Annotated in this window: 25 protein-coding genes; 14 read left to right on the forward strand and 11 right to left on the reverse strand. The window is 33.6% G+C overall.

What is annotated here, in order from left to right; genetic code table 11:
* Nucleotides 1–10: 10 nt before the first annotated feature.
* Nucleotides 11–742 carry a cysteine hydrolase family protein gene (locus NFRAN_RS00165; RefSeq protein WP_134482521.1) on the reverse strand — a complete coding sequence of 244 codons (732 nt, stop codon included), beginning with the start codon at nt 740–742 and terminating at the stop codon, nt 11–13.
* 227 nt (nt 743–969) lie between these two features.
* Between NFRAN_RS00165 and NFRAN_RS00170 the strand changes: the two genes are divergently transcribed.
* The 3 genes from NFRAN_RS00170 to NFRAN_RS00180 all read left to right on the forward strand — a co-directional run bounded on the left by NFRAN_RS00170 (nt 970) and on the right by NFRAN_RS00180 (nt 3,433).
* Nucleotides 970–1,548, forward strand: a complete 579-nt coding sequence (locus NFRAN_RS00170; RefSeq protein WP_134482522.1) for an NADPH-dependent FMN reductase — start codon at nt 970–972, stop codon at nt 1,546–1,548.
* Between the two features lie 330 nt (nt 1,549–1,878).
* Entirely contained in the window at nt 1,879–3,081 is a 1,203-nt protein-coding gene (locus tag NFRAN_RS00175; protein WP_232037895.1) for a cation:proton antiporter, read from the forward strand.
* Between the two features lie 130 nt (nt 3,082–3,211).
* Entirely contained in the window at nt 3,212–3,433 is a 222-nt protein-coding gene (locus tag NFRAN_RS00180) for a hypothetical protein (RefSeq protein WP_145987971.1), read from the forward strand.
* A gap of 393 nt (nt 3,434–3,826) precedes the next feature.
* On the opposite strand, the gene NFRAN_RS00185 is transcribed toward NFRAN_RS00180, so the two are convergent.
* Both NFRAN_RS00185 and NFRAN_RS00190 read right to left on the reverse strand, forming a co-directional pair.
* Nucleotides 3,827–4,294, reverse strand: coding sequence for a universal stress protein (locus NFRAN_RS00185; protein WP_134482525.1), 468 nt, complete (start codon nt 4,292–4,294; stop codon nt 3,827–3,829).
* 1,751 nt (nt 4,295–6,045) lie between these two features.
* Entirely contained in the window at nt 6,046–6,459 is a 414-nt protein-coding gene (locus NFRAN_RS00190; RefSeq protein WP_232037896.1) for a winged helix-turn-helix transcriptional regulator, read from the reverse strand.
* Nucleotides 6,460–6,516: 57 nt separating this feature from the next.
* Between NFRAN_RS00190 and arsM the strand changes: the two genes are divergently transcribed.
* The 6 genes from arsM to NFRAN_RS00215 all read left to right on the forward strand — a co-directional run bounded on the left by arsM (nt 6,517) and on the right by NFRAN_RS00215 (nt 10,663).
* Complete coding sequence (gene arsM / locus NFRAN_RS00195; RefSeq protein ID WP_232037897.1) at nt 6,517–7,317, forward strand: arsenite methyltransferase; 801 nt, start codon at nt 6,517–6,519, stop codon at nt 7,315–7,317.
* 378 nt (nt 7,318–7,695) lie between these two features.
* Nucleotides 7,696–8,277 carry a collagen-like triple helix repeat-containing protein gene (locus NFRAN_RS00200; RefSeq protein WP_134482527.1) on the forward strand — a complete coding sequence of 194 codons (582 nt, stop codon included), beginning with the start codon at nt 7,696–7,698 and terminating at the stop codon, nt 8,275–8,277.
* 137 nt (nt 8,278–8,414) lie between these two features.
* Nucleotides 8,415–8,633, forward strand: coding sequence for a hypothetical protein (locus NFRAN_RS00205; RefSeq protein ID WP_134482528.1), 219 nt, complete (start codon nt 8,415–8,417; stop codon nt 8,631–8,633).
* Nucleotides 8,634–8,805: 172 nt separating this feature from the next.
* Complete coding sequence (locus NFRAN_RS00210) at nt 8,806–9,033, forward strand: UBP-type zinc finger domain-containing protein (RefSeq protein ID WP_134485525.1); 228 nt, start codon at nt 8,806–8,808, stop codon at nt 9,031–9,033.
* Nucleotides 9,034–9,503: 470 nt separating this feature from the next.
* On the forward strand, nt 9,504–9,704 hold the full coding sequence (locus NFRAN_RS14415; protein ID WP_197731076.1) for a hypothetical protein: 201 nt from the start codon (nt 9,504–9,506) through the stop codon (nt 9,702–9,704).
* Between the two features lie 47 nt (nt 9,705–9,751).
* A complete protein-coding gene (locus tag NFRAN_RS00215) occupies nt 9,752–10,663 on the forward strand; it encodes an MFS transporter (protein WP_425321217.1) in 912 nt (303 codons plus the stop codon).
* A gap of 376 nt (nt 10,664–11,039) precedes the next feature.
* Here NFRAN_RS00215 and NFRAN_RS00220 read toward each other — a convergent pair whose 3' ends face one another.
* Nucleotides 11,040–11,357 (reverse strand): Rid family hydrolase, encoded by a 318-nt coding sequence (locus NFRAN_RS00220; protein ID WP_134482529.1) that lies wholly within the window; start codon nt 11,355–11,357, stop codon nt 11,040–11,042.
* Between the two features lie 528 nt (nt 11,358–11,885).
* Here NFRAN_RS00220 and NFRAN_RS00225 point away from each other — a divergent pair.
* Nucleotides 11,886–13,352, forward strand: a complete 1,467-nt coding sequence (locus NFRAN_RS00225) for a dihydrolipoyl dehydrogenase family protein (RefSeq protein WP_134482530.1) — start codon at nt 11,886–11,888, stop codon at nt 13,350–13,352.
* A 33-nt stretch (nt 13,353–13,385) separates the two neighbouring features.
* Here NFRAN_RS00225 and NFRAN_RS00230 read toward each other — a convergent pair whose 3' ends face one another.
* From NFRAN_RS00230 to NFRAN_RS00235, 3 genes are all read right to left on the reverse strand, one after another.
* Nucleotides 13,386–13,601, reverse strand: coding sequence for a hypothetical protein (locus NFRAN_RS00230; protein WP_134482531.1), 216 nt, complete (start codon nt 13,599–13,601; stop codon nt 13,386–13,388).
* Between the two features lie 730 nt (nt 13,602–14,331).
* The gene (locus tag NFRAN_RS13435; RefSeq protein WP_172601989.1) at nt 14,332–14,490 is read right to left on the reverse strand and encodes a hypothetical protein; all 159 of its coding nucleotides are present in this window, start codon (nt 14,488–14,490) and stop codon (nt 14,332–14,334) included.
* An 864-nt stretch (nt 14,491–15,354) separates the two neighbouring features.
* A complete protein-coding gene (locus NFRAN_RS00235; protein ID WP_134482532.1) occupies nt 15,355–16,038 on the reverse strand; it encodes an adenylate/guanylate cyclase domain-containing protein in 684 nt (227 codons plus the stop codon).
* 692 nt (nt 16,039–16,730) lie between these two features.
* Between NFRAN_RS00235 and NFRAN_RS00240 the strand changes: the two genes are divergently transcribed.
* Nucleotides 16,731–17,957 (forward strand): CBS domain-containing protein, encoded by a 1,227-nt coding sequence (locus NFRAN_RS00240; protein WP_134482533.1) that lies wholly within the window; start codon nt 16,731–16,733, stop codon nt 17,955–17,957.
* A 1,108-nt stretch (nt 17,958–19,065) separates the two neighbouring features.
* Here the strand turns inward: NFRAN_RS00240 and NFRAN_RS00245 are convergent.
* Nucleotides 19,066–19,671 carry a DDE-type integrase/transposase/recombinase gene (locus NFRAN_RS00245; protein WP_134482534.1) on the reverse strand — a complete coding sequence of 202 codons (606 nt, stop codon included), beginning with the start codon at nt 19,669–19,671 and terminating at the stop codon, nt 19,066–19,068.
* 895 nt (nt 19,672–20,566) lie between these two features.
* Here NFRAN_RS00245 and NFRAN_RS13440 point away from each other — a divergent pair.
* Nucleotides 20,567–20,728 (forward strand): hypothetical protein, encoded by a 162-nt coding sequence (locus tag NFRAN_RS13440; RefSeq protein WP_172601990.1) that lies wholly within the window; start codon nt 20,567–20,569, stop codon nt 20,726–20,728.
* Between the two features lie 754 nt (nt 20,729–21,482).
* Here the strand turns inward: NFRAN_RS13440 and NFRAN_RS00250 are convergent.
* The 3 genes from NFRAN_RS00250 to NFRAN_RS13385 all read right to left on the reverse strand — a co-directional run bounded on the left by NFRAN_RS00250 (nt 21,483) and on the right by NFRAN_RS13385 (nt 23,205).
* A complete protein-coding gene (locus NFRAN_RS00250; protein WP_145987972.1) occupies nt 21,483–21,797 on the reverse strand; it encodes a hypothetical protein in 315 nt (104 codons plus the stop codon).
* Between the two features lie 215 nt (nt 21,798–22,012).
* On the reverse strand, nt 22,013–22,414 hold the full coding sequence (locus tag NFRAN_RS00255; protein ID WP_134482536.1) for a hypothetical protein: 402 nt from the start codon (nt 22,412–22,414) through the stop codon (nt 22,013–22,015).
* Nucleotides 22,415–23,007: 593 nt separating this feature from the next.
* Nucleotides 23,008–23,205, reverse strand: coding sequence for a hypothetical protein (locus tag NFRAN_RS13385; protein ID WP_145987973.1), 198 nt, complete (start codon nt 23,203–23,205; stop codon nt 23,008–23,010).
* A gap of 610 nt (nt 23,206–23,815) precedes the next feature.
* Here NFRAN_RS13385 and NFRAN_RS00260 point away from each other — a divergent pair.
* Both NFRAN_RS00260 and NFRAN_RS00265 read left to right on the forward strand, forming a co-directional pair.
* Nucleotides 23,816–24,394: a hypothetical protein gene (locus NFRAN_RS00260; protein ID WP_134482537.1), complete on the forward strand. Its 579-nt coding sequence runs from the start codon at nt 23,816–23,818 to the stop codon at nt 24,392–24,394.
* A gap of 256 nt (nt 24,395–24,650) precedes the next feature.
* A complete protein-coding gene (locus NFRAN_RS00265) occupies nt 24,651–25,391 on the forward strand; it encodes an SDR family oxidoreductase (RefSeq protein WP_134482538.1) in 741 nt (246 codons plus the stop codon).
* Nucleotides 25,392–25,585: the final 194 nt, after the last annotated feature.

The raw sequence follows: 25,585 nt of genomic DNA on the forward strand, positions 1-25,585 counted from the left end.
TCATATGACGCTATTGTTTCAGTATATCTATCAGTCGAAATTCTTTTAGAAACTTTTCGTATCTCTCATTTATCTCATTGCTAGCCATTTTGCCTGATTTTAAATCTCCAAGTGCATTTACTAATTTGTATAGTCGAGTTGTATCAAGTACAAGACCATAGTAGTCTCTCACCCTTTCTAATGTTGTTTCATAGTGTTTTTGGTTTCCTGAAGCTGTGGAATCAGATACCAAAATTACATCATACCCAATGTTAAACGCTTCCCGTAATGATGTTTCCACGCAGATGGAAGTATCTACTCCGCAAAATATCAATGTATTAATTCCCTCACTTTGAAGCCAAACTCTCAGTTCAGTGTCTTGAAATGCGCCATCTCTTCTCTTTATAACAACTAGATCGTTTTCTGTGGGTTTAATTTCATCTATTGTTTGGGCATCCCATGTGCCTCTTACAGTTATAGGAACTTTAAGTCGCTCTTCTCTTGCTAAAGGTAATAGTCTGTGAAAACGGGTTAAAAGATCTATACCACTAGCCTCTCTAACAGCTTCTGTATAAAATATTGGTATATTCTTGGTCCTACAAAACTCAATCAGTTCCTTTACTTTTGGAATGATCTTTTGATATTCTTGAATGTTCATTCCCAAATGACTGTAAGAACCATCTTTACTTACGAAGCCATTCTGCATATCTATCACGACAAGTCCAAATTTAAAATCTGTTGCATCGATAGAATCTCGGGACATGATAATAGTTATATGTTGCAATTAAAAAGAATATTGTCTAAGATTGTGATTGTTAGCTCGTATGTTCAAACATATACAACGACGTTGATCATCTCTCCAAAACCACTTATAAAGAATCAGTATTAAACTACAATATCACTCAAAATCCGTTTGAAAAATTATCTGCATAAAGTATCCTAACTTATAGAAAGTTTGATTTATAATAACTTTGTTGCATAACTACTTGAATGACTACACATAAACTCAAGGTTGCTATAATTATTGGTAGCACTAGACCTGGTCGTAATAGTGAAGCAGTAGGCATGTGGATATATGAAATTGCGAAGAAACGAAGTGATGCCGAATTTGAGCTAGTTGACATTTTAGATTATAATCTTCCACTATTGGATGAACCTATTCCACCCTCTATGGGTCAATATTCAAAAGAGCATACAAAACGATGGGCTGAAAAAATAGATTCATGTGACGCATTTGTATTTGTAACTCCTGAGTATAATCATGGGATTTCTGGTGCACTAAAAAACGCTATTGATTTTCTCTTCAAAGAATGGAACAACAAGGTAGCGGGATTTGTTAGCTTTGGGAGTGCCGGTGGTGTAAGAGCAGTTGAACAATTGCGTTTGGTAATGGCAGAGGTCAAGGTGGCAACTGTCCGAGCTCAGGTATACCTTTCTCTATTTACAGATTTTGAAAACTTTTCAAAGTTCAAACCCTCGCCCTTCCATGAGAATACAGCTAATACAATGTTAAATGAAGTCATAGAGTGGGGAGAAGCACTAAAAACAGTCCGAACTAAACAAGGTTAATATTCATAATTTGTTTTTAGTGAAATACAGAATTGGTCATTCAGAGTATGTTTCGTACCATGAGATCATCTTAAGAAAAACCCCTAATGATGGATTATGATATATCTCATTAAAGATAAGAACATATTTTTTCATACATTTTGATAAATATTGTTGTGCTATTGGACTAAATTAATCCTTGAGCAATGCTACCAAACATGTCTTCAATAGGAGATAAATTGTCTACGTTGTGCGCTATATCAAATCGAACTGTCTCTTGAATAGAGAAGAGAGTGTCAAAGGAATTAGTAACTCGAAATTGTATAAATAATGTAGAAATCTACTCTACTTGTGGAATCATCAATAGTACAAACTATACAAGATTTAACTGTTATCATGATAGTCGCCTCTATCACAACGTTACTATTTTACAAGTTAAAGCAACCTATAGTAATAGGACTAATTGTTGCTGGCATCGTAATTGGACCATTTACTCCTCCCTTTAGTTTAATTCATAACATCGATATTTTAAACCTCTTTGCTGAGATGGGTGTGATATTATTGCTTTTCATTGTTGGAATGGAATTTCCTATTCAAAAATTAAAAGAAGTTGGAAGAAAAGCAATTGTAATAGCTTCAAGCGAAGCCTTTGGTACTTTAGCCATAGGTTTTATAGTTGCACAATCATTAGGATTAGGATTTTACGATAGTCTTTTTGTTGCTCTTGCTATATCAGTAACTAGTACTGTTATCATAATGAGAGTTCTTGGAGAACTCAGAATGATGAATGACGAATCAGCTACTTTAATCTTGGGTACAACAATAATCGAAGATATCCTCATAATCTCACTATTGGCAATATTTCAATCCACAGGTGCGAGTGGAGAATTCGCTCTTAACGAAATCATAATTTCTGTAGGAATAACCCTTGGGTTTATTGCAGGAGTGTTATTAGTGGGCTCTAAAATTATCCCTAGAATAATGGATATTATTGCACAAACCAATCAACACGATGTATTGATAGTCGCAGCCGTAGGAGTGGCTTTTGGATTTGCTTTTATATCATTTCAATTAGGAATATCTGTTGCTGCAGGTGCATTTTTTGCAGGTGTTCTTGTTGCAGAGTCTAGATCACACTCAGTAACAAGTGTTTTGGCTAATCCTGTAAAAGACATTTTTGCAGCATTGTTCTTTGTATCGGTTGGTGCGCTCATGGACTTTTCACTGATTCCCCAGTTTATAGTCCCTGCATTGATATTGATAGGAGTTTCAATAGGGGCGAAATTCATGACTGTGTACCTTGCAGCCAGACTCCAAAAACTAAACAATCTTACATCTACAAGAACTGCCTTAGGTTGTTCCTCCTCAGGTGGTGAAATAGCACTTGTAGTAGCAAAAGGGGGAATAGATGTTGGAGCTGCAAGTCCAATTATTCTACCAATGATTGGTACGATGACAATTATAACAACATTCATTGCTCCTTATGTCATAAAGTATGGATGGAAGTTTACAGAGAAATTAGCAAAAGTACAAGATAAAGACAGGGAACAGTAGCAAAAGAATCGGTCTTCAAACATAGATGATAGTTCAAACAGGCCTTTTTAAGATATTGGAAAATTATATACTTTTAAAAAATCAGAGATTAAGCGATATTGTATAGATATCTTTAATACCTTTTTTGAGTATGTTTCTATCAGAAGGGAAAGATAAGAAAATCTTGTCTGGAAAGTCCCAAACATCTGAGAAAAATTCTGCAATGTATACCCTTGATTTCGGTACCATGGAATTTATGAAATGGCTAATGGCAAAAGATACAAATTCTGGAGATACTTTGATAGCAGTAAAAGACTATTTTGACAATAAATATGTCATTTTGTTTGATAGATCTATTCGAAAGACGTTATAGTTGGTTATAGAGACGGCATACCTTGGTGTATAGCCTGTAATGCTGATGATCGCGGTCATGTAGGGTTTGCTCTTTGCCTAAAACAAAACTATGATAGGAATGACCAAGCAGTTTTTTAGACAAAAGTGAATGAAAAATTGCTTAGATTTAAGTTATCAAGATGTACAATTTAATAAGGAAAAAGAAAGTAGTTGAAATACGCCTTCAAAATTTGAAAAACTTCTAGTCAAAATTTTTAATCTTCTATACAACAGGTTCAAAGGATGAAAATTTTTTATTGAAATCATATTTACTGAATTAGGGTCAAGATTTAATTGTAAATAATGCCAATTGATCTGTCTATTCCTTATACTAGAATAATCAGATTATATTGTATTAATCGACTTTTGATTCTTATCTTACTATTAGCACGGCAATTTCTACTTCTTCAACAATTCTTCTTGCAACACTTCCTAATCTTTTGAACATGCCAGTAATTCCCTTATGCCCAATGCTACCCATGACTATAAGTTCGATGTTATTCTGTTTAGCAAAATCGACAATCATTTCTACTGGATCACCTATTTTAATTTCTGTGGAGATAGAGATATAGTTTGTGGCATATTTATTTTTCACATCCTCTAGAATCAGAATCATTTCGTTTTTTATCTCCTCGTGGATCTTCTTAGCCAAGGGAGTAATAGTCACCTCATTGTTTTTTGACTCTATTTTTGAGTAGCGAATTGGTATTGGAATTTCATTAATTACATGGAGGATAAAGATTTGAGTTTGATTTTCTGCAGATAATTCCATAGCTTTTTCCAAAGCCTTTACTGACAACTCGGAGGTATCAAAAGGTACTAATATACGCTTAAAGGGCATCAGAGAATAATAATATCACGCTATCAATATAAATAATAACTATTTTCTTGGAAAGAACATCGTGTTAGTGATAAGAAATGTTTCTTCTTTTGTAACTAATTGATGAGAACTAGGTAAATCTTTAAGTCAACATACGAATAAGAAGATGAATCAACTAAGGGTATGATTAAATATTAATCCTGTTACCTTTAGAATCCTACCAACACTCTATCTTACAAATGGTTATAATTCAATCCTTCCCCATCTTATGGTCGTAAGACTAGAACAATAATGGAGAAATAACTCAACAACGATTTTGAATTTTGAGATTACTCCCATTCCATTTATAGATCACCCTACAAATTGAATGCGTATAACAAAGTGTTGATACGAAACAAAGATAGGATATAAGACATTTATTCTTACAATAATTAAAATTAAAAACATTGTCACGTCACAAATCAACGTACTAGGTTCTCCATAATTTTAATCCGGACCTAACTGAAATTCTAATTTATCGTCGTATATATCTAATTAATATTTAGTTTCTTCTATTTGTTGAATCGTTTGTGTCATGCAATCTTTAGTGTTTACAATGTCCTCAAAAGAATAGCTGGCACTGCCATCTTGAGATATAAAAATCGCTCTACTTGTTGTGGAACTCGTACAATCATCCCTTGGAGCCATGATATCACTACCTGTAGTAGATATTTCCTGGTCTTTTAAAGTTCTATCCCCTTACGAATACAGGGAGTTATTAGAGTACGCGATGTCATTATTGTTCTCATCATCATCATCACATAAAGACAGGGGAACTTTGAACTGTTCCATATAAATTGGCTTACCGAGTGTCAAGGCGACATTTTGGATATCGATCGAAGTCAATGGACTGCCTTTTTTCCTATAGTGAATAAGCAAATTTCTATAAAGATGAGAACTAAATGGGTGCAACCAATATTGCGGCAAGAACCAATAACGAACAAATCATTATTTTCATCAATGAGTCTAAAAAAGGCGACATAAAATATTATTTCGTTACTCGGTATAGATATTCATTTTAATATTGAATCATTTCTCAATAGAGTAGAAAAAAATTAATCCAATTTTTGTAAGATCATTGACGTCATCTGATAGACTCGATCTCAAACTTTTTATTAATGGCAAAATATATCGCCAAATATTTTAGACATTGAATTTACATCTCAAATGATGATGCAGAAAAGGGATCATACATCAACACGGTATTATTACCGTTGCACATCAAGAGAATATACTCAAAACTATATAATGGATGTGGCGTTCTTAGTAAACGAATCATTAATTTAAATAATTACGATTTCTGAAGACTAGAAATTGTTGGATTTATTATATTCAAAACGTAAAAATTTATTTTTTAAGAGTTTATAGATCAATTTGGAAAATTGAGTAAATAGGGAAGCTAATTCCTCTTCATCGTCTACTACTATACCCAAAATGGATTTCATGTTATAGGCAATAGATTACAGAGCCGAACTACTTAACTATATTCATGAATTTTATGGATTTTGATTTAAAAACGGTATTCATGTTGCTCATATAAGGTCAAAAAAATGGTAGCGGCTGGGTTGGTATTTAGGAAATATAATCAAAATCAAAAATCAAAAGTTTGCAAATTAGTAATATCTGAAGGGATTCATGAAACTGACGAGGCGAAAGTCCCATATATGTGAGGTCGAAGTTAGAACCAATAGGCTACTTTGTTTTGTTTGACTATAAGTCTGAGATATGATTAACTAACCTGACCACTTCCTCATCCACTGCAGCAGACTTATGATCGATTCTACAAGTTCTTGACCTTTTTGTGTTAGGCGATATTCTACTCGTGGAGGAATTTCGTTAAAGTACTGTCTTGAAAGAATTCCGTTTTTTTCTAATTCCTTAAGACGAATAGTCAATGTTTTACTACTGATACCTTTCATAGATTTTCTAAATGTTATATATCGAACTGGATCTGTCGAACAGCATAGTGGAATTAGAATCTCAAGTGTTCCTCTTTTTGTAACAATCTTTCTTAACTCTGATGTTTCCCTCATTAGATCCTCTATGCTATAGCCTCGGAAATTGCAAGAGTTGTTATCATTTAGAATTGAAAGCTGATTTGACTTGACACTTGATTCTTTTCTCTCGTTCTGTTTACTTGGGTTCACTTACTTTATCAATTTACTCTCACTAATTTAAATAGTTTCCTCTGTAAACATATGGTAATGAGTAAACAATCTCAATTAAAGGAAAAAATCAAAGAGCAGTATGAAAAAATTGCTATAGATGGAAATACCAATTCTTGTTGCATGCCCTCCAATGGTTGTTGTAATACTTCAAAGGTCATACTTACTCCTTTCGAATCATCAAAGGCTATTGGATATGATTCTGACAAGTTGAGGACAATCCCTGAATCTTCCATATTAGGAGTAGGGTGTGGAAATCCTACCCGATTTGGAGATGTAGGCGAAGGTGATACCGTGGTTGATGTGGGGTCTGGCGCGGGTATCGATGCTTTCCTGGCAGCCAACGTAGTAGGAGCATCCGGAAAAGTGATTGGCATTGATATGACAACAGCCATGTTACAAAAAGCGAGAGAAAACGCTGAAAAACATGGATACAAAAACGTCGAATTTAGAGAGGGTGATATCGAAAGAAAGATCCCTGTTGATAATGATTCTGTGGATGTGGTACTTAGTAACTGCGTCATCAATTTGACAACAAACAAGGAGAACACTTTTCGAGAAATTTATCGAATATTGAAACCGCATAGAAAAGGAAGAATGGTGATATCTGATCTTATAACATCCAAGGAAATGGATCCCTCGGAGGTTAACGAATCAAATTGGTGTAGTTGTATTGATGGAGCATTAACCAAGGAGAATTACATTCAAAGCATCAAGAATGCTGGTTTTGATCATATCGAGATACTGGATAAAAAACCGTATATGGAATTAGATTCGGAAAAGAAAAATCAAGAAAAGAGACTGATTAGGAGCATCTCAATTAGAGCGTTAAAGCCTTGAAGATATTACTAGTTCATACTACAAGCAAGTTTTAAGTAGTCTGCAAGATCCCTTTGGTAAAATGTGTGAGTAGATAGTCCATTAAACGATTGAACTTGTGATTTGACCAGTATACCATAACCCACATTACAACATTCCTCTAAATCTAATCAATTTTGGTAAGGGTCGTTCCATTTTTTTATCTCTATTTCTTCGAATTTTTTGGCGCCGCCTAAATTACACTAATTGATACTAAATTGCGGACTACAACAATGACAAATTCATAGCATTTTCGTAGGGTATTATCTCCATATAACTATTGATTTTGGAAATTGTAAAAAAAATTTTGACTAATCAATTATCTTTAACGCTTAAGTTTCAAATCTGAAATTTCGTTTTGTGAATCAAATTTACGGAAGTACAATGCTATCTATTGTCGTGATGGCAATTGCAATGTTTTCAATTGATTCTTCATGCTTAAATATTGTACTTGCCCAATCCGGAAACAATCTGGGTCTGGATGGAGACGATGATAATGATACATCACAACCAGAAACAAGTTCCCAAGAAGCGAACCATCACAGTATGTGTGTTTCTGGTGATATCACTTCATTGAGTTGTAACAATTTGTCTTCTGAAAGTATCGGTGACTATGCTCTTGGACCTAAAGGACCGACTGGTGAGAAGGGAGATAGAGGGCCACAAGGTCCAGCAGGACCACAATCTATAGTGGGTAAAATTTATACCGCGGAACAGGTGACAGATGACACTTCTCCATTTGAGGCATTTTCACAGTGCGACCCTGGGGATTATGCAATTTCCGGTGTGACCTACTATCGATATCTTGGTGATACCGTTGCTCCTCTTGCCTTTCTTCAAACTGGCCAATCCTCATTAGATTCCTGGGGAATTGCAGCGACCCCATTAATGGAAGACGACTTTGAGGTTTTTGCTATGGCATATTGTTTCGACAACCCTTAACTCTTTTTTGGACAAATCAAAGAGCATCACTTTATCATCTAAACCCTTTGGGTAAAAAAACATGTTGTAGATCTGATTCGAGTTTTATAACTAATATGGTGACGGTTGAATTGCCGTTCTGCATGCGGTAAAAAAGAATGAGTAAAGAAAAGGCTGATCAAATGCTTTTCTTCTTCTTGTTGTCGGTCCTGCAAGAAGCTTCTAGCATTTCTGGTCTATCGTCTGAATCTTTGTATTTGTTACAGGTCCTTATAGTTGAAATTACTTGTTGCAAAGTTAACACACACCGAATTAAGTCGGGTATAAGAAAAAGTCATGGAAAATGGGAAACTAAAAGTGCATATATGGAGGTTTAACTTTTGGTTGAGGCATCATTCATGTTCATGTATATTCTATTGATGCCTTATATTCATGATCCAAATTATCTATTAGTTTTGCATGCTCAAATATAACCATCAATTAATAAAGACATTGTCAAAAAATGATGAATTTAGTAAAATCCCATGTGAACACATCAAACTTGTCGACATGGATAAGAACGGGAATACAACAGGATGCGAGGAATGCGAAAAGATTAGAGATAAATGGGTCCACTTGCGAGTATGCCTTTCTTGTGGCAAAGTAGGATGTTGCGATAATTCCAAGAACAAGCACGCAACAAAGCATTTTAAAAATACCAATCACCCTATGATTCGATCATATGAGCCAAACGAATATTGGAAATGGTGCTATGTTGATGAATTATTGATAGATTAGTAGATTTAATAGACACCTCAAATCTAAAAAAAATGATATTCATACCCAAGATTAAGATTTGCCATGGTGAATTAGGACCTACAAGATAAATATTCAAATTAAAATTATAATAATCTCAACAATATGTTGACATGGATTTGCAATTTTCGCCTCAAGAATACTTTGTTAGGCGCGCCCCAAGAAAGGTCAAAAGTTATTCAAATAGCAATAGATAGATGATTGGTCGTACTTGATAAATTAATACCCAAAGAATAGTAAAGATTTCAAATACTTGTATCCAATAGGTTTGGATTGTAGTCAAATTGACCACTCTTGAAAGACATGTTTCAATATTTTCATTGCTGTTATCAAATTTTATCGGAACTTTGAGTTTTAGTATCGTCTTGCCTTTTTTAATTTTTTTAGTAATAGATTTTGGCGGTAATGCGCTTGTGTAGGGAATACTATCTGCAATTTACTCTGCTTTCCAGTTGATTGGTGCCCCTTTATTAGGAAGATGGTCTGATACCATAGGGAGGAAAAAAGTTTTACTAATAAGCAATGGTGGAACATTCTTAGGCTGGATAATCTTCCTAACTGCCCTATTATTGCCAGTCTGGAACATTTATGGTGTTGATACAGTCATACTAGGCACTTTTGTCATCACACTTCCGATAAATGACTTCCAATAATTGTATTATTTTTTTCAAGAACTCTAGATGGGATAACAGGTGGCAACATTTCTGTTGCTAATGCATATCTTGCAGATATTTCTACTGATAAATCTAGAAGTAAGAATTTTGGAAAGATGGCAATATCGTCTAATTTGGGTTTTATCGTGGGACCTGCATTAGCTGGAATTTTGGGTTCTACGGCTTATGAGGAATTGTTACCTGTTTTAGCAGCTGTATTAATTTCCTTTGCAGCAGTAGTTGTGATAGCGTTCAAACTGAAGGAATCAAAATTTGCGACAGCCATAACTACCTCAAAGATCAATCTGAGAGAAGAAACATCCATTAGAAAGATTTTTGCTTGTGAACCAAAGCCCTGTTATAAGCCTAACAATCCTAACAACCTCTCCATCCTAGATGTATTTCGATTGAAGAATTTATCATTCCTACTAGTATTATACTTTTTCATTTTCCTTGGATTTAATGTATTTTATACTGCTTTTCCCATTCATGCAGTTACAAGTTTGAAATGGTCCTCAACAGAAATGGGTCTATACTATTTTGTATTAAGTGGAGTAACGATTTTGGTTCAAGGACCCATACTTCGAAAAGCACTTCAAAAATTTTCTGAAGAAAAATTGTTCATAATAGGAAGTTTTATTTTGGGTGTAAATTTTTTACTGTCTATTCCTAATAGCACAATATTAGTCTATGTTGCATTAATCTTTTTTGCGGTAGGTAATGGTCTTAGTTGGCCATCATTTATGTCGATACTTTCAAAACACGCCGGGACAGTTCATCAAGGAGTGATCCAAGGTGTCGGAGGTAGTATGGGAAGCTTAGACAGTATTATAGGACTAATAACAGGAGGCATATTGTATAATTTGATTGGTTCTAATACCTTTCTTGTTTCTGCAGTGTTCATTTTTATCGTTTTTATTATGTCGTTTCGGCTTTTGAATATTGTGAAACAAACCTAATAGCTCCTTTACAAATACCGTTACTATTGCAACCATTCAATAGAAGTAAAACATAGAAATAAATTATCAATCTAAACCTTCAGAAGTCTATTGTCACTTCTATGCTAATGTAACCTGACCTTATCCTTAAAGCAGTTTGACGTTTATTCTTCTCATAAAAGTATAAGATTATGGATAACTTGTCATTCCAAATGCCGTTGGCTGTATAAAGATCATTACAAGATATGTATTTAGTAACGAATCCTAGAAATACTATCGATATTAGGTGGGATACGACAATATTATTGAATTTTTATTTCCAAGATACCTTTTACGTTTTTACCAGCTTCAACAAAGTGGGTCATGCATTAAACATTGGGACAATATTAAGTGGATTCTAAATCTCTCCAACAAGTCCAGTTTCTATCATGAGATCAGGAAAAGAGAGACGCTTGATTTGTACTATTGTACTTGAGATAACATGAATTTCAGAAAATATCTCTTGTCTATATTTGGAAGGATGAGTAATAGCTCCATCCTTATCGGTTATAATGAGGACCTCATCAACCAAATTTGCCATTGTTGCACCGTATTGGTTCAACAGTTTGAGTATATTTGTATAAGCCTGACGCAATTGACTCTCCATATCTCCCATCTGTGATATTTCCTGTATCATCGTGGCTGACTTGTCTTGACTGAAAAATGGTATTGCCAATCTTTTCGGCTTGGAAATAACCTTATACTTTCTATCATGACAAATCAAAATTTTTTGTTACTGTATTGACATTCAAATCGATATTAACTTGTATCAATTATTAGATGATGACTTTGGCAAATTCATTATCTGATCGTCGATGCAATTTAGGTACCGTTCAGAAGATTCGACTTAATGGTAAAAGTGGTAAATGCAAATTGAGTTTTCAATATTAAATCTGTATATAGTATAATATTCATACTATGTTATGCTCACACAAAAAATGATTCCTTGGATAAATAGGTCACAAGTACTATCACCGTTCCTTTCTCCTTCGATTTGTAATAAGCATCTACTTGAATCCTTCGCAAGTAACAAATCAAGTCAATTGAATGGTATGACATCTAAGGAATATGACAAACTAGACAAATTATTCTATTCCTCAAATTTTGCAGAGTCAATCGATGTTAAGCGAATTTGGAGAATGAATTGTTTTAACCATCTCTGTCATATCTGAGATTTTTGCTAGTTTATTGGAATTGGTTATGAATGATAGGTAATTATCTTTTTGATTTGATTGTTATTGGCACAGGAACTGCAGGATCTGCAGTAGCATCGAAATGTCGCTCTGAGGGGTTAACTGTCGCGATTATTGACGAGATACCTTTCGGTGGAACTTGTGCAATACGCGGATGTGAACCAAAAAAGATTCTTTTGGAAGCTGCAAAAACAATTGATTCCGTCCAAAGGCACAAAGATAAGGGAATAGTCAATGTAGACGAGACCCACATAAAATGGCATGATTTAATAAGATTCAAGAGAACTTTTACAGATCCCGTACCAAAGGAGAAGGAACAGAGTTACGTCAATAACGGCATCGTTCCGTTTCACGGCCGTGCAAGATTTGTTGGCACTGATTTAATCAAAATTGAAAATGACTCTGGCAATACCACATTAAGAGGTAAGCATATTGTAATAGCTACTGGTGCTAAACCGGCTGATCTAGATATTCATGGATCAGAGAACGTAATTACAAGCGATCAGTTCATGGAGCTAAATAAAGATCAATTGCCTGATAGTATTGTATTCATAGGTGGAGGATATATTTCGTTTGAATTTGCTCATATTGCTGCTCGGTGTGGTATCAAAAAAATTACAATTTTGCATCGGGGTAGACAACCATTGGGACATTTTGATCCAGACCTGGTAAATCAATTAGTAAAGAAGAGTAGAGATATCGGTATAAACGTACTATTGGAAAAAAAAGTTGAAAGAGTCGACAGGCAGGAAGCATCTTTGGTAGATAGCGAGAATAGCAATGGTATTAAATTAATCGTTTACTATTCATGCAACACAAATCCTAATTCAAATGGAGAATCATCTTTAACTGAGCCCACAATATCAAAAGTTGAAGCTGATATGGTGATACATGGTGCCGGGCGAGTCCCAAATATCAAGGGTTTGGATTTAGTAAGTGGCAACGTCGAACACACCACCAGAGGTATAAAAGTAAATAGATATCTTCAAAGTATTTCTAATCCTATTGTATATGCATCAGGGGACTCTGTAGATAATGATGGTGCGCCATTAACTCCTGTTGCAAGTTATGACGGAAATATAGTAGCAAACAATATATTAAATGGAAACAATATGGAATCCAATTATAAGGGTTTGCCGAGTGTTGTGTTTACAATTCCAACACTTGCATCAGTAGGTTTGATAGAAAAAGAAGCAAGGGAACAAGGTCTAAAGTTTAGGGTTAACTACAAAGATACCTCAAAGTGGTACTCATCTAGACGAATAGGCGAAACTCATTCTGGATTTAAAATATTAATCGAAGAAGAAACAGATAAGATTTTGGGGGCTCATTTGTTGGGTTCACATTCTGAAGAAGTAATAAATATCTTTTCAATAGCAATAAGATTAGGCCTAACTGCAAAAGATCTCAATAATCCGATACTGTATGCATATCCAACAAACTCGTCTAATGTTATTTATATGTTGCAGCCACAATAAGAAATGTATGTTGAAAAATAAATAATAGTAATATTATCCCTTTTCCATTCCCTCTTTGTGTATCCAGTAGTAAGATACCTTATCTGCACTTATCCAATAGGTCTCGGTTCCTGTGTCAACAACAATCTCCTGTGAAGAGTCTTCGAACCTGACATTGTGCTTGTGCAATTCTATACTTTCGTTATTGTCTAGTCTTATCATTACTTCTCCACTTTCTTCCAAGCATTTCTTTATATTTTCATTTGCCATATGCGTAGTACATTTAGAAAAAGTTAATGCATAAAGCTTTCGCCTACAAATCAGATGTACTAGTACCTTAATGCAGAGGTGATCAATCAGTAAACGATATCTTCGTAATAATTAATGATAAAACCGATTCAGTGATGCAGAAATTATTAGTATTTCATATAGAAGAAGATTTGTAGATTCATATGTAAAGTATATTTAAATAGGCAAAGAAAAAATTAGTATCCTCTTGTTTGATATCCTTCAATGATAGAACTAGTGTTACTAAATACAACATATGTATCAAATCTATACTGACCTACTTTCTAACATTTTGTTTAGAAATTTAAATCAATTAGAATGTTGTAACATTAATTTTGCTCAGTTTGGCGATCTTTTACCAAACCTCTTTTTTCTAATACTAAGTGAATTATTCCAAAATTGTTTACACATCCTTATTGGAATAACACAAACAATATAGATTTAGATGATATTGCCAAAACAACTCTGGACAGTTTCCAAAGATCATTTACACTTTAAACGGTTTAATTCTCAAAAAAAATTTTGCAAAAGATCACTAATAGATAGATTTGTTACTAAGTATAAGAGAAAACTTATTCATTTTGAGTATGACTTTACAAAACTATTGAAAAGAGTAATAATAACCCTAACAAATTACAATTAATCATATCCCTTTTGAAACATGCTTACAAAAATAGTCAAGGATTTACACAATCAGGCTGGGTTAATTTAGTTATTTGACTCCTACATCAAATATATGGTTTATATCATAATCACCTATTCTTTGAACAATAACTTTGATTTCCCATGTTCCATTTTGACTTAAATAGTTCCCAAATAACGAATATTTTCCAGGTGCTACTTTATCCATTGTATCATCTATAGGACCCAAATCTTTGCAGGATTATTAAACTCAAATACATTTCTAATATTTTCTACGGCTATTCCATTTGTATATAGTAGAAACATTTAAGCTGTTCTGGCCCGCCTTATTAGGATTTATCTCAAATACAACCCCTATATCATCAGATGTCATAAAGTTGTTTAAGTAACCTGGTGATGAACTAATAGTAGAAGTATTTTGTTGTTGTTGTTGTTCTTGACTTTGAGCTTAAACATTGTTCTCTTCAACTAAAAAAACATACGACCCTCTTGTAATGTGATCATCTTTTTTTGATAATACAAACCAATCTGTTGTATAGATTCCAGGTAAAATTCGAGACTTGTCTAAAGAAATAGAAAGTGACTTTCGAGCATCCAATACTTGTTAATCGTTGTTATCTATTCTCTCATTATTTGAATAGATGACCTTGATACTGCTTGCTCTTGGTTCAGGGCTTTCTGTAAAGGAAATTGTAACTTTGTCTGGTAAGGATTGAACCGAATCAAAAATCTAATTAGGACTTGGTTCTTCAGTAATTGGACTTGTTTGACTATAAGCTTGCAATAGTGAAAAACCATTTCCCATTATAAACAAGATGGCAAAAGAGGTTATGACTATACTATTCATAATCTTGTATCAATATAAAAGTATTTTATGACTATCGTTTATCAACGAGCCTACTTAATAACTGCAACAGTACATAATATTTTACTGTAATGATCAGAGATATCCTTTTGGTTATGGGAATCTATGAGGACCTTTCCTACGTCGACTGAAAATGAATTGTGAATCAACTCTGATGATAATTCAAATATTCTAACTTGGTTTTTACTTGGAAGGATTGTTATGGTAACTCGATTTTATATGTTTAGTTTAATGAATTTTCTTTTCTCGAATGCTAAATACTTTAGTTTTTCCGTAAGAATAAATATCATGTGTAATCGTATCAAAATAGTAATTTTTTCCTATGAGATCGATGATCTCTTTTGAAACGACTATTTGATCTGCTTCTGCTATTCCTTCGAGCCTATTTGCGAAGTTAACATTAGAACCAACAAGGGTTATTTGGTTTCTACTTTTTGTCTCTAGGAGGCCAAACAAAACATTTCCTATGTGAATTCCACATATCAAGGTAACGTCGTCTAGATTGATCGGTTTGGTAACAACTCTAGTGGACCAGCTTTTTTTTATTTCTCTAAATTTTTTTCTCATATCCAATGCAGCATCAATCGATTGTGAGGCAATTTCCTGTTTATCGTTAGAGGAATATCCGAAAAATGCCATCACACCGTCTCCTATGAATTTGTCTATTATTCCATCATATCTATGAATGACGTTGTTTGCTTCTTCAAAATATAATTCTAAAAGTTCAGCTACTGCAAATGGTTCGTTACTCAGATTATTGCATAAATCAGCAAATCCACTTAAATCCCAGAAGGCGATTGCAAGATATTTGTCTTTTAATTTCCGCTGCTCTGGATCCTTTAAGATATCGAGTATTTTTGAATCAAAATGTTTAGTAAGGTCATATTTGTCCATCTCAATATCCTTGTGCATTAATTATGAGACATTTTCTCACACGAATCTAAATGTTTGTGCATTATTCTGTTATTTTAAAAAATTTATCAAGATTAGTCTTGCATTCTTAACTGATAATATCGATATTAGAGAAATTATAAAATACTTCTTGTTGTGATTAATCGCTTATTAACATCGGCACTTTGGGATAATGAAATAGATTATTAATATCTCTTCCAATACCGCAATATTGACTCTTATCTGCCCTCCGATTTCAATAGAAAGTATGTAGTATTGGTTTCAATGATGTATTATATACATTTAACCAATTTAAGTTGTTCTAGAGGTCAATTTGGGTGTTCAATGGATAGTAATTTCAAACGTTGTGATAAGAAAATAAATCATTCATGTCAGGTTCCTTTTATGACTGCCACATACAACATTCGAACAGTCGCCATCTAGAGTGGGCTGCACCTGAATTACTAAATAACAAACAAAAGTGCCATGAACGAAAGTTATCAAATTTTTTGGTTATGGAAGAATCTGGCTAAATCTATGACTGGTAAAATAAGAATAATCACCATTTTTAAAGATATGTGAAAAGTATTTTAGAAGTTTTTAGACTAATCCAAATTAGGGAGGTTGGTTTATTTTTATAAAAGTTATGTTGGTAGAACGATATTGGATGTTCTCAAAAGCATATTACCCACTTTACCTTTAATAAAAATGAAATGATTTCTCAAGAAATCAGTAGAGATCTTTATGATTCTTTAATGGAAGTTCATAGCAGGAATATAAAGGAATTTGTAGAAAATCCAATATTAACAAAAGAAGATGTACCAATATCTAAAATTATTGGAATGATGTTAAAAGAAGATGTTCATGAGGTGTTTATTCAATTACCAGGAAAATCCATTTCCTGCATAAATATAAGAGATATTCTATCTTCCACGCATATTGAAACGTTAAAATCTTCAACTGTAGGAAGACCCATCCCCACTCTGACAGAGAATGACAATCTAGGAACCGCTGCAAGGTTAATGAATCTGCAGAGACTGAAATCTCTTCCTGTAGTAATCGACCAAGACGGAAATCAAGATCAAGAAATAATTGGACAAATATCGTCAAAGAGAATTATGCAGTATATTTATGATACTATCTCAAAGAAAAAGACTAATCTTCAGAGCAAGATAACTGCAGCAGACATTATGACGCCAACGTTAATAACTATTAATCCATCCGATAAATTTGATACGGCCAAAGGTATGATGAAAAAAGAGTCCATAGATCACCTACCTGTTGTAGAAAATCGCCGGGACAGTAGTGTAGTGATAAAAGGAATGATAACTTCAACCCATATTCTACAGACGCTGATACCTGCTGAAAGCATTGGAAGGAGATCTTTAGGGTCGGATTATGAGCTAAAATCAAATCAGGAAGTAATGGGTTTAGCTGATAAAAATGTTGTAACAGTCAAACCCAATGATAATATAACAACTACGATTAATACATTGTTAAAGACGAATTCAACTTACACTATGGTTCAATCCTCAGACGACGTGTTGGGGATAATTACATATCGAGATATAATTTCATTGTTAGGAGAACAAACTCAGAGGGAATTGCCTGTATATATAATAGGGATGCCTGATGATCCGTTTGATTCAGAATTGATAAAATCAAAATTCTACAATATTGTAGAATTTCTAAGCAAGATTACCCCAAAAATTGAAGAAGCAAGATGTAGGATTAAAGCGATAGAAAGCGAAGGCAGCCAGAAAAAAAGATATGAAGTGACGGCTAATATATTCACAGCAAATAAGCGTTATATTTATACCTCGAAGAAGAACTGGGATCTAGTTTCAATATTTGACGACATAAAAGAAGGTTTAAGGAATCAGATAGGATCTGAAAAAGATGACAAACAGAAAGCATCGATAAGATATCCTCAGGAATAAAAGAAGAGGGTATTTCTTGTCTTTTTTTGTAAAAAAGTTTGGTCTAATTAATGCCTATAACATCGATGATAATGATGATGACTGGGACGACCGTGATGATTGATTGAAACAACCATACTTGCATCAATCCATTAAATAGTTGCTTCATTAATTTTTTTCGAAATCAACTATATTCAGATTAGTTACCGTTTATTCAGAAATTTGTAAGAATCTTGTAATAATGCAAGTCATTCTTATGTTATTAGAAAAGGGTAAGTAAAACCAAAGGTAAAATTTCTGTTAGTTACAGGTAAGCGTTGATTTCCACTTTACGAATTGATTCATCTAATGGGAATAGTGGTGGCCCTGACATCTTTTAGAAGTAGGAGGCGGCAGGACTAATGAGCCATATCGAAAATGCTTAATGAAGACCTTGAATTTGCATTCGGTAATTATGATCGACAATCAGCGTATTTATATACCTTTTTACTCTCAATTATGAGTTGTGTATCAATTACAAAATCGTTAAATATGTTAAAATTTTAGTTTATTTCTCTCTGATTCAGACGTGAAAATATGAACAGGTCCTAGTCAACTACCGTCCAAGGTTGATTGTTGCTCTGCCTGTCAAAAGGGATCGGAGAGGAACAACAAGAATAATCTGCAAATAGTAGATGCAAATGTTTAGATTCATATAGAGGCCTTAATTTTCCTTCTGGTGCATCTACAGCGTATGTTTATCCCTCTTGGCTTTTTTGTCTGGGATTAGAATTTCTATATTTGTCTATTGGAATTTTTCTCATTTTATTAATAACAATTGATAATCTTGGGATTCTACTTTTGCATCTGTTGACGGTTCATCTAATAAAGAATTAAGTCGAACGTCACCAGGAAATGAAATAGAAAAATTAGGGTCTACTTGATGGTAAGAATGTATTAGATTAATCTATCAAACTTTAGACTGGATTTATAATTTGTCCGGATATCAAAAATTTAGACATCATGAAAAGTGTTAGGAACACAACTATAACAATACAAAACAAAACGAAACAACACAATACAATGTGATGATGAACTATCAAAAATGTAGTCTCAAGGTAACTACATTGAATCGTAACATAGGCTCTGTTCAGTTAACAGGTTTTAATTCCTTGTTGTGATAGTCGACAAACAGGTTCAACCAGTTTTTTACGTGTTTTAGTTTGCAGTTCTTTAGCCTGCAGGGAAAGTAATCATCGAAACTTTCAGTTCTGTCCTTGATATACTGCATTGTTCTTTCAATCAAGTTTTTTTCATAGGAGGAATGGAGATGGTGTTCTAATTTAAGGAATTGACAAGCCATGGGATACCAAGTACCACCATCTGTTGAAACTGGATGCTTTCCATAGTCTCTGACTATGTTTGACAGAAACCGTTCCGCAACAAACATGTTTCTCTCCTTAGAAATGGATAGTGAGAGAATTTCCTTACTTTTCGCATCTATTGCAACCCATAACCACGTGTATTCTGAACCAACCTTAAGCAATGTTTCATCTACAATGAATTCACATATCCTTCTTTGTTTTGTCTTGATAATCTTAGGTTGGTACTTTTGAATCCAGTTCCAGATAGTGACATGATTTCGTTTGATACAGTATGATAATCTTTCAGATGTTTTCCTAAGAGAAAGACCTGAAAAGTACAAATGTAAGCCATAATACACATATTTTGAAGGTGTTCTGTTTCTAGTATTCATAAAAGAGATAGGACATCTTCAAGCTATAGACTTGACGCTAAATGAACAGAGCCGTAACATACCTTTATCTATTGATATTCAATTAACTGTAAGCACGGACTTATCCCGGCATTATTCTCTCATAAACATCATGCTGCTCAGAGATTCATGAAATTGATATGTTTGTTATATGGTTAAAGTTTAGTATGTATTTGTGCTGGTAATTAATACCAATATAAGTATCATATAATTGGATCCAAAAAAGTATTATTACTACTGATTTATGAACTAACGAGACCTCTTAATAGGACAAAATAGAACCTCTGCAAGGAACTTTGATTGTCTGTCTTTTATGCAAGACTCGATCTTATTTCAAGTCATTACGTGATCAATTTTTATATATGCACATACTGCAATTGTGTATAGCAATAGTAATGAAAAAATTAGAATTGTTTAATGCAATTCTAATTAAATTGTATGCATGCTGCGGCACACTTTAAGATTTCATCATGCGAGACAAAACACTTACAAAGTTTTGCAATGGTGCATTTCAATGGTGCATTTGGTTGGAGTATGCAAAAATGTACTCATCCCGAAAGCTCAAACCGTATTTTAAATTAGACATTGTGGAAATTAAACGGCTTGACAAAGAGACTTGTCCTTTTCTTTTACCTTGTTTAGGGTTTCAAAGCTAAGCTTTCCTCGAGCATGATTTTTAATAGATTGTTCTTTGCCTTGGCACCTTGCTCTGCATTTTTCATCCTTTTAATTGCTTAATCTCATCAAATGCGTCTGACATTGTTATATTGTATGAAGCATAGTTTACAATACTAGAAGAAATCCAATTGACAAAAAAAAGACACCAATAAGTACGCAGATCAAAATACTTAAAGCAACAACGTGTCTTTATAATTATATGGTTCAAATAGATTTCTCGGAGGAAGATATAAAGAATCTAAAAACTATACTCCAATTCTCTAAAGATGCTTGTCCTGTGGAAAGTCTTGAGGGTAATATGGATAATGACTATCTTGATACTTTGATAGATAAATTAGAAAAATCAAAACCAGATCAATAGAACAGTCAAAACAATAAAACAATGAAGACAAAAATTTGGTTTTGGTAGATGCTCATCAAAATGCACTGGAGACATTGTCTCAAAGATAATTTGCGTTTCCAAATCGAATTCAACGTTAATAATATTGCAAGATATTGAAATCTATTTTCTTGCATACCATTAATATCACAAGATCGTTGCTACTGTTGTGAAAACCCTGAGAGAGAAGATAAGAGTAGAATGAATGTAGTATTTTGTTTAAAAGCAACCCTTATACTATGCGATCGTTTCAATATAGGGCCAATTTGCACTGCAGGTTTTATCAACTGATAACTCAAATGTTTCTTCTAGTGAATAGGTATAGCATAATAGAATCACAATTTTTTGGGTCCCTTTGATGGGGCTAGGGCTATTATTTGCCATTACACCAATTGGTTTCTTCTAAATAAGACTAATCGTTATTCTGGTATCAGTCGCTAGCAGCATTAACAAAACTATTAAATAAATAGTTGTGAATCCTCACAATTCATTTCGAAATTTTTCATAATTGTTGGAAATATCAATTAAGTTAGTTTTCACAATGACGGAAGTTTACCTGAGTCAAGAATATCTCCTTACTATGAATGATAAGGGTTAGTACGTTTATTTAGTTTTAATTCATAGAACTGTTCTTCTTCCTTTTCATTAGTTTGTATAATCCTCAAGATGGTGAATTTACTCTTAAGTTATTTGAAATAATGGTATTATTTCACTTTTACGTGTTTCTCCTAAAATACTAATCTTTTCTAACTGGTGTAAATGCCAAATGAGTATTGTATTCGAACCAAAGTCTAGGAGTATTTTCTTCATCAAACAATTGGACCCGTTTATTGATCTCATCATGTTCTATAATTATCTTGTTAAAATCAGTTCCCAATCTAAGATCATCAAAATTTATTGCATCTGGACCTCTATTTGCATAAAAGGGTGAGAGTTTGATTAACCCAGTGTCAAGATAAATCTGAAGTATATGATATTGGCCTGAAAATATATGGCAAGTATAAGTATAATTGCCCATAAATTTATAAAGAGATATTCTTGTTTCTTCCACAGAAGATCCTGTAAGTAACCTTAATAAATAGATTTAGTAGTATAATATTCTGCAGTAACGATTATAAAATAATCAATGATATGCCGTTATATTAAATATAATGTACTGGTAATAATAGTCTATTAATTAGTAAACATAAATATTTTCAAATAAACATAACATTGCCAATTTCAGCGTTAATAAAGAAGACTGACTAGCGTAATTTATTGGGCTAATCAGTCTTCTATTTCAGACAAGTCAGGTCTGACTTTTTTTAAAATTTTTTCTAACCTCTCTATTCTCTTCTCTTTTACTGCGAGGTCTTGTTTAAGAGAATCTATCTTCGATAACATTTCGCCGATCATCAGATTTAATTCGTTTTGGTATTGATAAATTCTTAATTCCAATTCCATCTCGCCTCTTTGTTGGTTGAGAAAAGTTTGGACTGTCAAATCAACATGTCTAGTCTTAGATAATTCAGCTATTTTTTTAAAGTTTTGTCTTCTCAATGTATAATACTTTAAAGTATTTTGTATGTCTCCCTTTTCAACAAAAGCTCTCTGCTCTTTCTTCATTTTGTTGTCATGAAGTAGAGTTTTTACGAGGATTGTCTTTGAAAATTCATCCAATGAACTCATTTATCTTCGACAAAGTTAGGTTTTTTCGTTTAAAAGTATATTGTACGGATAGAAAAGGCATTCTTAATGCTTCTTACTGTTTGATTCGCCATCTATTAAATCTGTAAGGACACAATTTTCTCAACATTTGTCAATCGCCGTTGGAAGTTTCGGCTTGATTTAGCGGACAATCGATACTGTAAATACGTACTATCACGATATCAAGACAAGCATGTCTTGATAGATGTCGCTAATCGCTTTTTTACATTCATTTTAGTTCCAATTTGATACCATAATATAGTATCTTACAGTCAGTATTTTTTAAAATGCTGGCGTTTGTTTCAGATGCAATAAATACAGGATTGCTAGCATTTCTCTAGACAAGATTTAAACACTCAGCTTTCTTCTTGATTTTTTTTTCATTCCTCCTCTCCATAGCTTGTTCCTTTTTTCCGACCGAATTTCACTATAAAATAAACAAATATTATTCTTAAATAGTTTGTTAGGAAGTTGGGTAAGCAATTTCAAAATAATTAACCTACAATATACACTACCTGATATTTTGCTTGGGATCAAAACCTAAAAATCAAAACAAGGATAGAATAAATTGTATTTCATGTATCTTTAAGACAAAGGGGGGCTCCTTTGGTAAATACTTCGAAACAACTTTGACACTCAATATCATAATAAGGTAATTTATCGCCATCGTCCAAAGTAAACACATGTAACCCAATTACTTCCAAATTGTCATTACTACTTGTTGTATGGCATTTTGGACATATTACTGAAGATAAATCAAATTCAAATGACAACTATCTTAGGTTGTTGATCTCTGATTAATATCAAGTTGGTGCAAAGCTTACATAATGTAGTTCTCCTTTATTTAGATATAAAATTCTTAGATAAACTGCTTCTGGTCTATTCAAAATTTTCCCAATAGGCGTTAAATTATTATGGAAATTGGTCATCTATGTAGATAAGAGTCATATGTTTTTTGATTACATTTGAACGAATAAATGAATGGATAATTGGTTGATAAAAAAGCTAATAAAGATAATCAATCTACTAACTTAACTATGGTATCGTTTAACATAGTATTGATTGCAAGAATCCCACCTGTGAAAGGATAGTGGATGATGATGCTGTTTTGATTATTTATTGAAGAACTAGATTACCATCTTTATTTGACATTTTCATGATGTTAAAATGACGTAATATTCGATAGAATTCACACTTTTGCCCAATAACAAGTCCAAGTTGGTGATCTACTTTTATTTTTTGTCCAGCTAATTATTCCTGTACGGACGGTTATGGATTAGAGACGGTCAATAAGTATCATTATTAAGCAAACCCTTATTCTTACATGACCAAAAAGTATGAAATGTAAAAAGTTTATTTATGCTATTTTTACCTATATCAATTATGACTTCAGGAAAATACTTTAATAAAGGTGTAAAAGCCTTGGATGAGCCTAACGTTGGATATGTTGTAAGAGAAACCCCAGACAAGATAGTAGTATTTGGAGAAAAAAATGAAAGATATGATATACCGATAAAAGAAATCCAACAGGTAGGGGCTAACGTGCTCATAGGGCTGAATTTCAATGATTTGAGGAAGTATGCTGTACGAAGAGATGCTCCTCTGCCTGCAAGTAGAGAGGATCCTTGGAATGAACCAGACAAAATGGTGGATTTGGCCACCTATGAAGGAAAATATCCCAATACCCTGTTTAACAAAGGAGTGAGGGCAAAGAATGAGGATCATGTGGGACACGTTATGAAAGAAACCCCAGACAAGATAGTCATTTTCGGCGAAAACAATAAGCGATTCGATGTCCCCAAATCCGAAATCTATCAAGTCGGAATGAATGTAATCCTCAAAATAGATTTTCCTGAAATTTACAACTACGAAGTAGACAAGAATGCTCCATTACCTACAGGCGAGCCTATCGAAACTGTCGAGAAGGACGCCTATCCTGAAGAATATCATGGACCCAAGTAACGAAATTTCCATCCCCATCACCACCACCATTTTTTATGTTTTTTGCTCTTGATTCATCATTTTAATTTACGAACTAGTACTATGTTCGAGATTTTTGGATAATCACAGCATGTATCATACCCAAATAAACAACATTCAGATTTCTTATTATGATTCATAAATCATAACATATTGTACATAGCTTACCACAGTAGACTGGCATTACTAATTAATGCAATTAAATATGATTAAATTTAAGCGAATCTAAACCAAATCCATGTTAAAGAACAAAGTTGTTTTGATAACTGGTGCAAGTAGCGGTATAGGATATTCGACAGCGATTACCTTATCAAAAGCTGGTGCCAAAATCGTCGCCGGAGCTCGAAGAACTGAGAAATTAGACGAACTCAAAAAGGCGATTGAAAACGAAAATGGGAGTATATTAACAACCTCTTTAGATGTAACAAGAAGAGACGAGTGTACCAAGTTTGCAAATTTGGCCCTCCAAGAATATGGAAACATTGATGTACTTATCAACAACGCAGGCTTAATGCCATTAAGCTTTGTCAAGAATTTAAGATTAGATGAATGGGACAGAATGGTAGATGTTAATTTAAAGGGTCTTTTGTATAGCACGGCGGCCGTAATTCCTACAATGCTTTCAAATAAATCTGGTCATATAGTGAACATTTCTTCTGTTGCAGGAAGAGTGGTGTTCCCGGCAGGAAGTGTTTACTGCGCTACTAAACATGCAGTAACTGCTTTTAGCGAAGGTTTGAGGCAAGAACTAAGCCAGAGATCCAACATTAGGGTAACTTGTATTGAACCAGGTGTTGTATCAACCGAGCTCTATAATACTATCACGGATGAGTCGCTAAAGTCCTTTGTTGAGTCAGTTAAAAAAATGAAAGCACTGGATGCGCAAGATATCGCCAACGCAATATTTTATGCTTTAAATTCCCCTGCTCATGTCAATGTTAACGAGATCTTGGTTAGACCAGTCCAGCAAGACAGGTAGATAGGTAGATACTCTGATCCCCGAGCAAGAGAATTTGACATTGTTTGGTAGGGATTTGCGGAGCTTTAGAAGGATCGATTTAAAACATCCAGAAAAATTTTTTTATTATTTACATATTAAATAAAATACGAGTTCATTGATATGCAATTGAGAAATTTGGTTGTATCAAAAGCTATCAATCAACAGATTGATTA

Source organism: Candidatus Nitrosocosmicus franklandus (assembly GCF_900696045.1).
Classification (GTDB): domain Archaea; phylum Thermoproteota; class Nitrososphaeria; order Nitrososphaerales; family Nitrososphaeraceae; genus Nitrosocosmicus; species Nitrosocosmicus franklandus_A.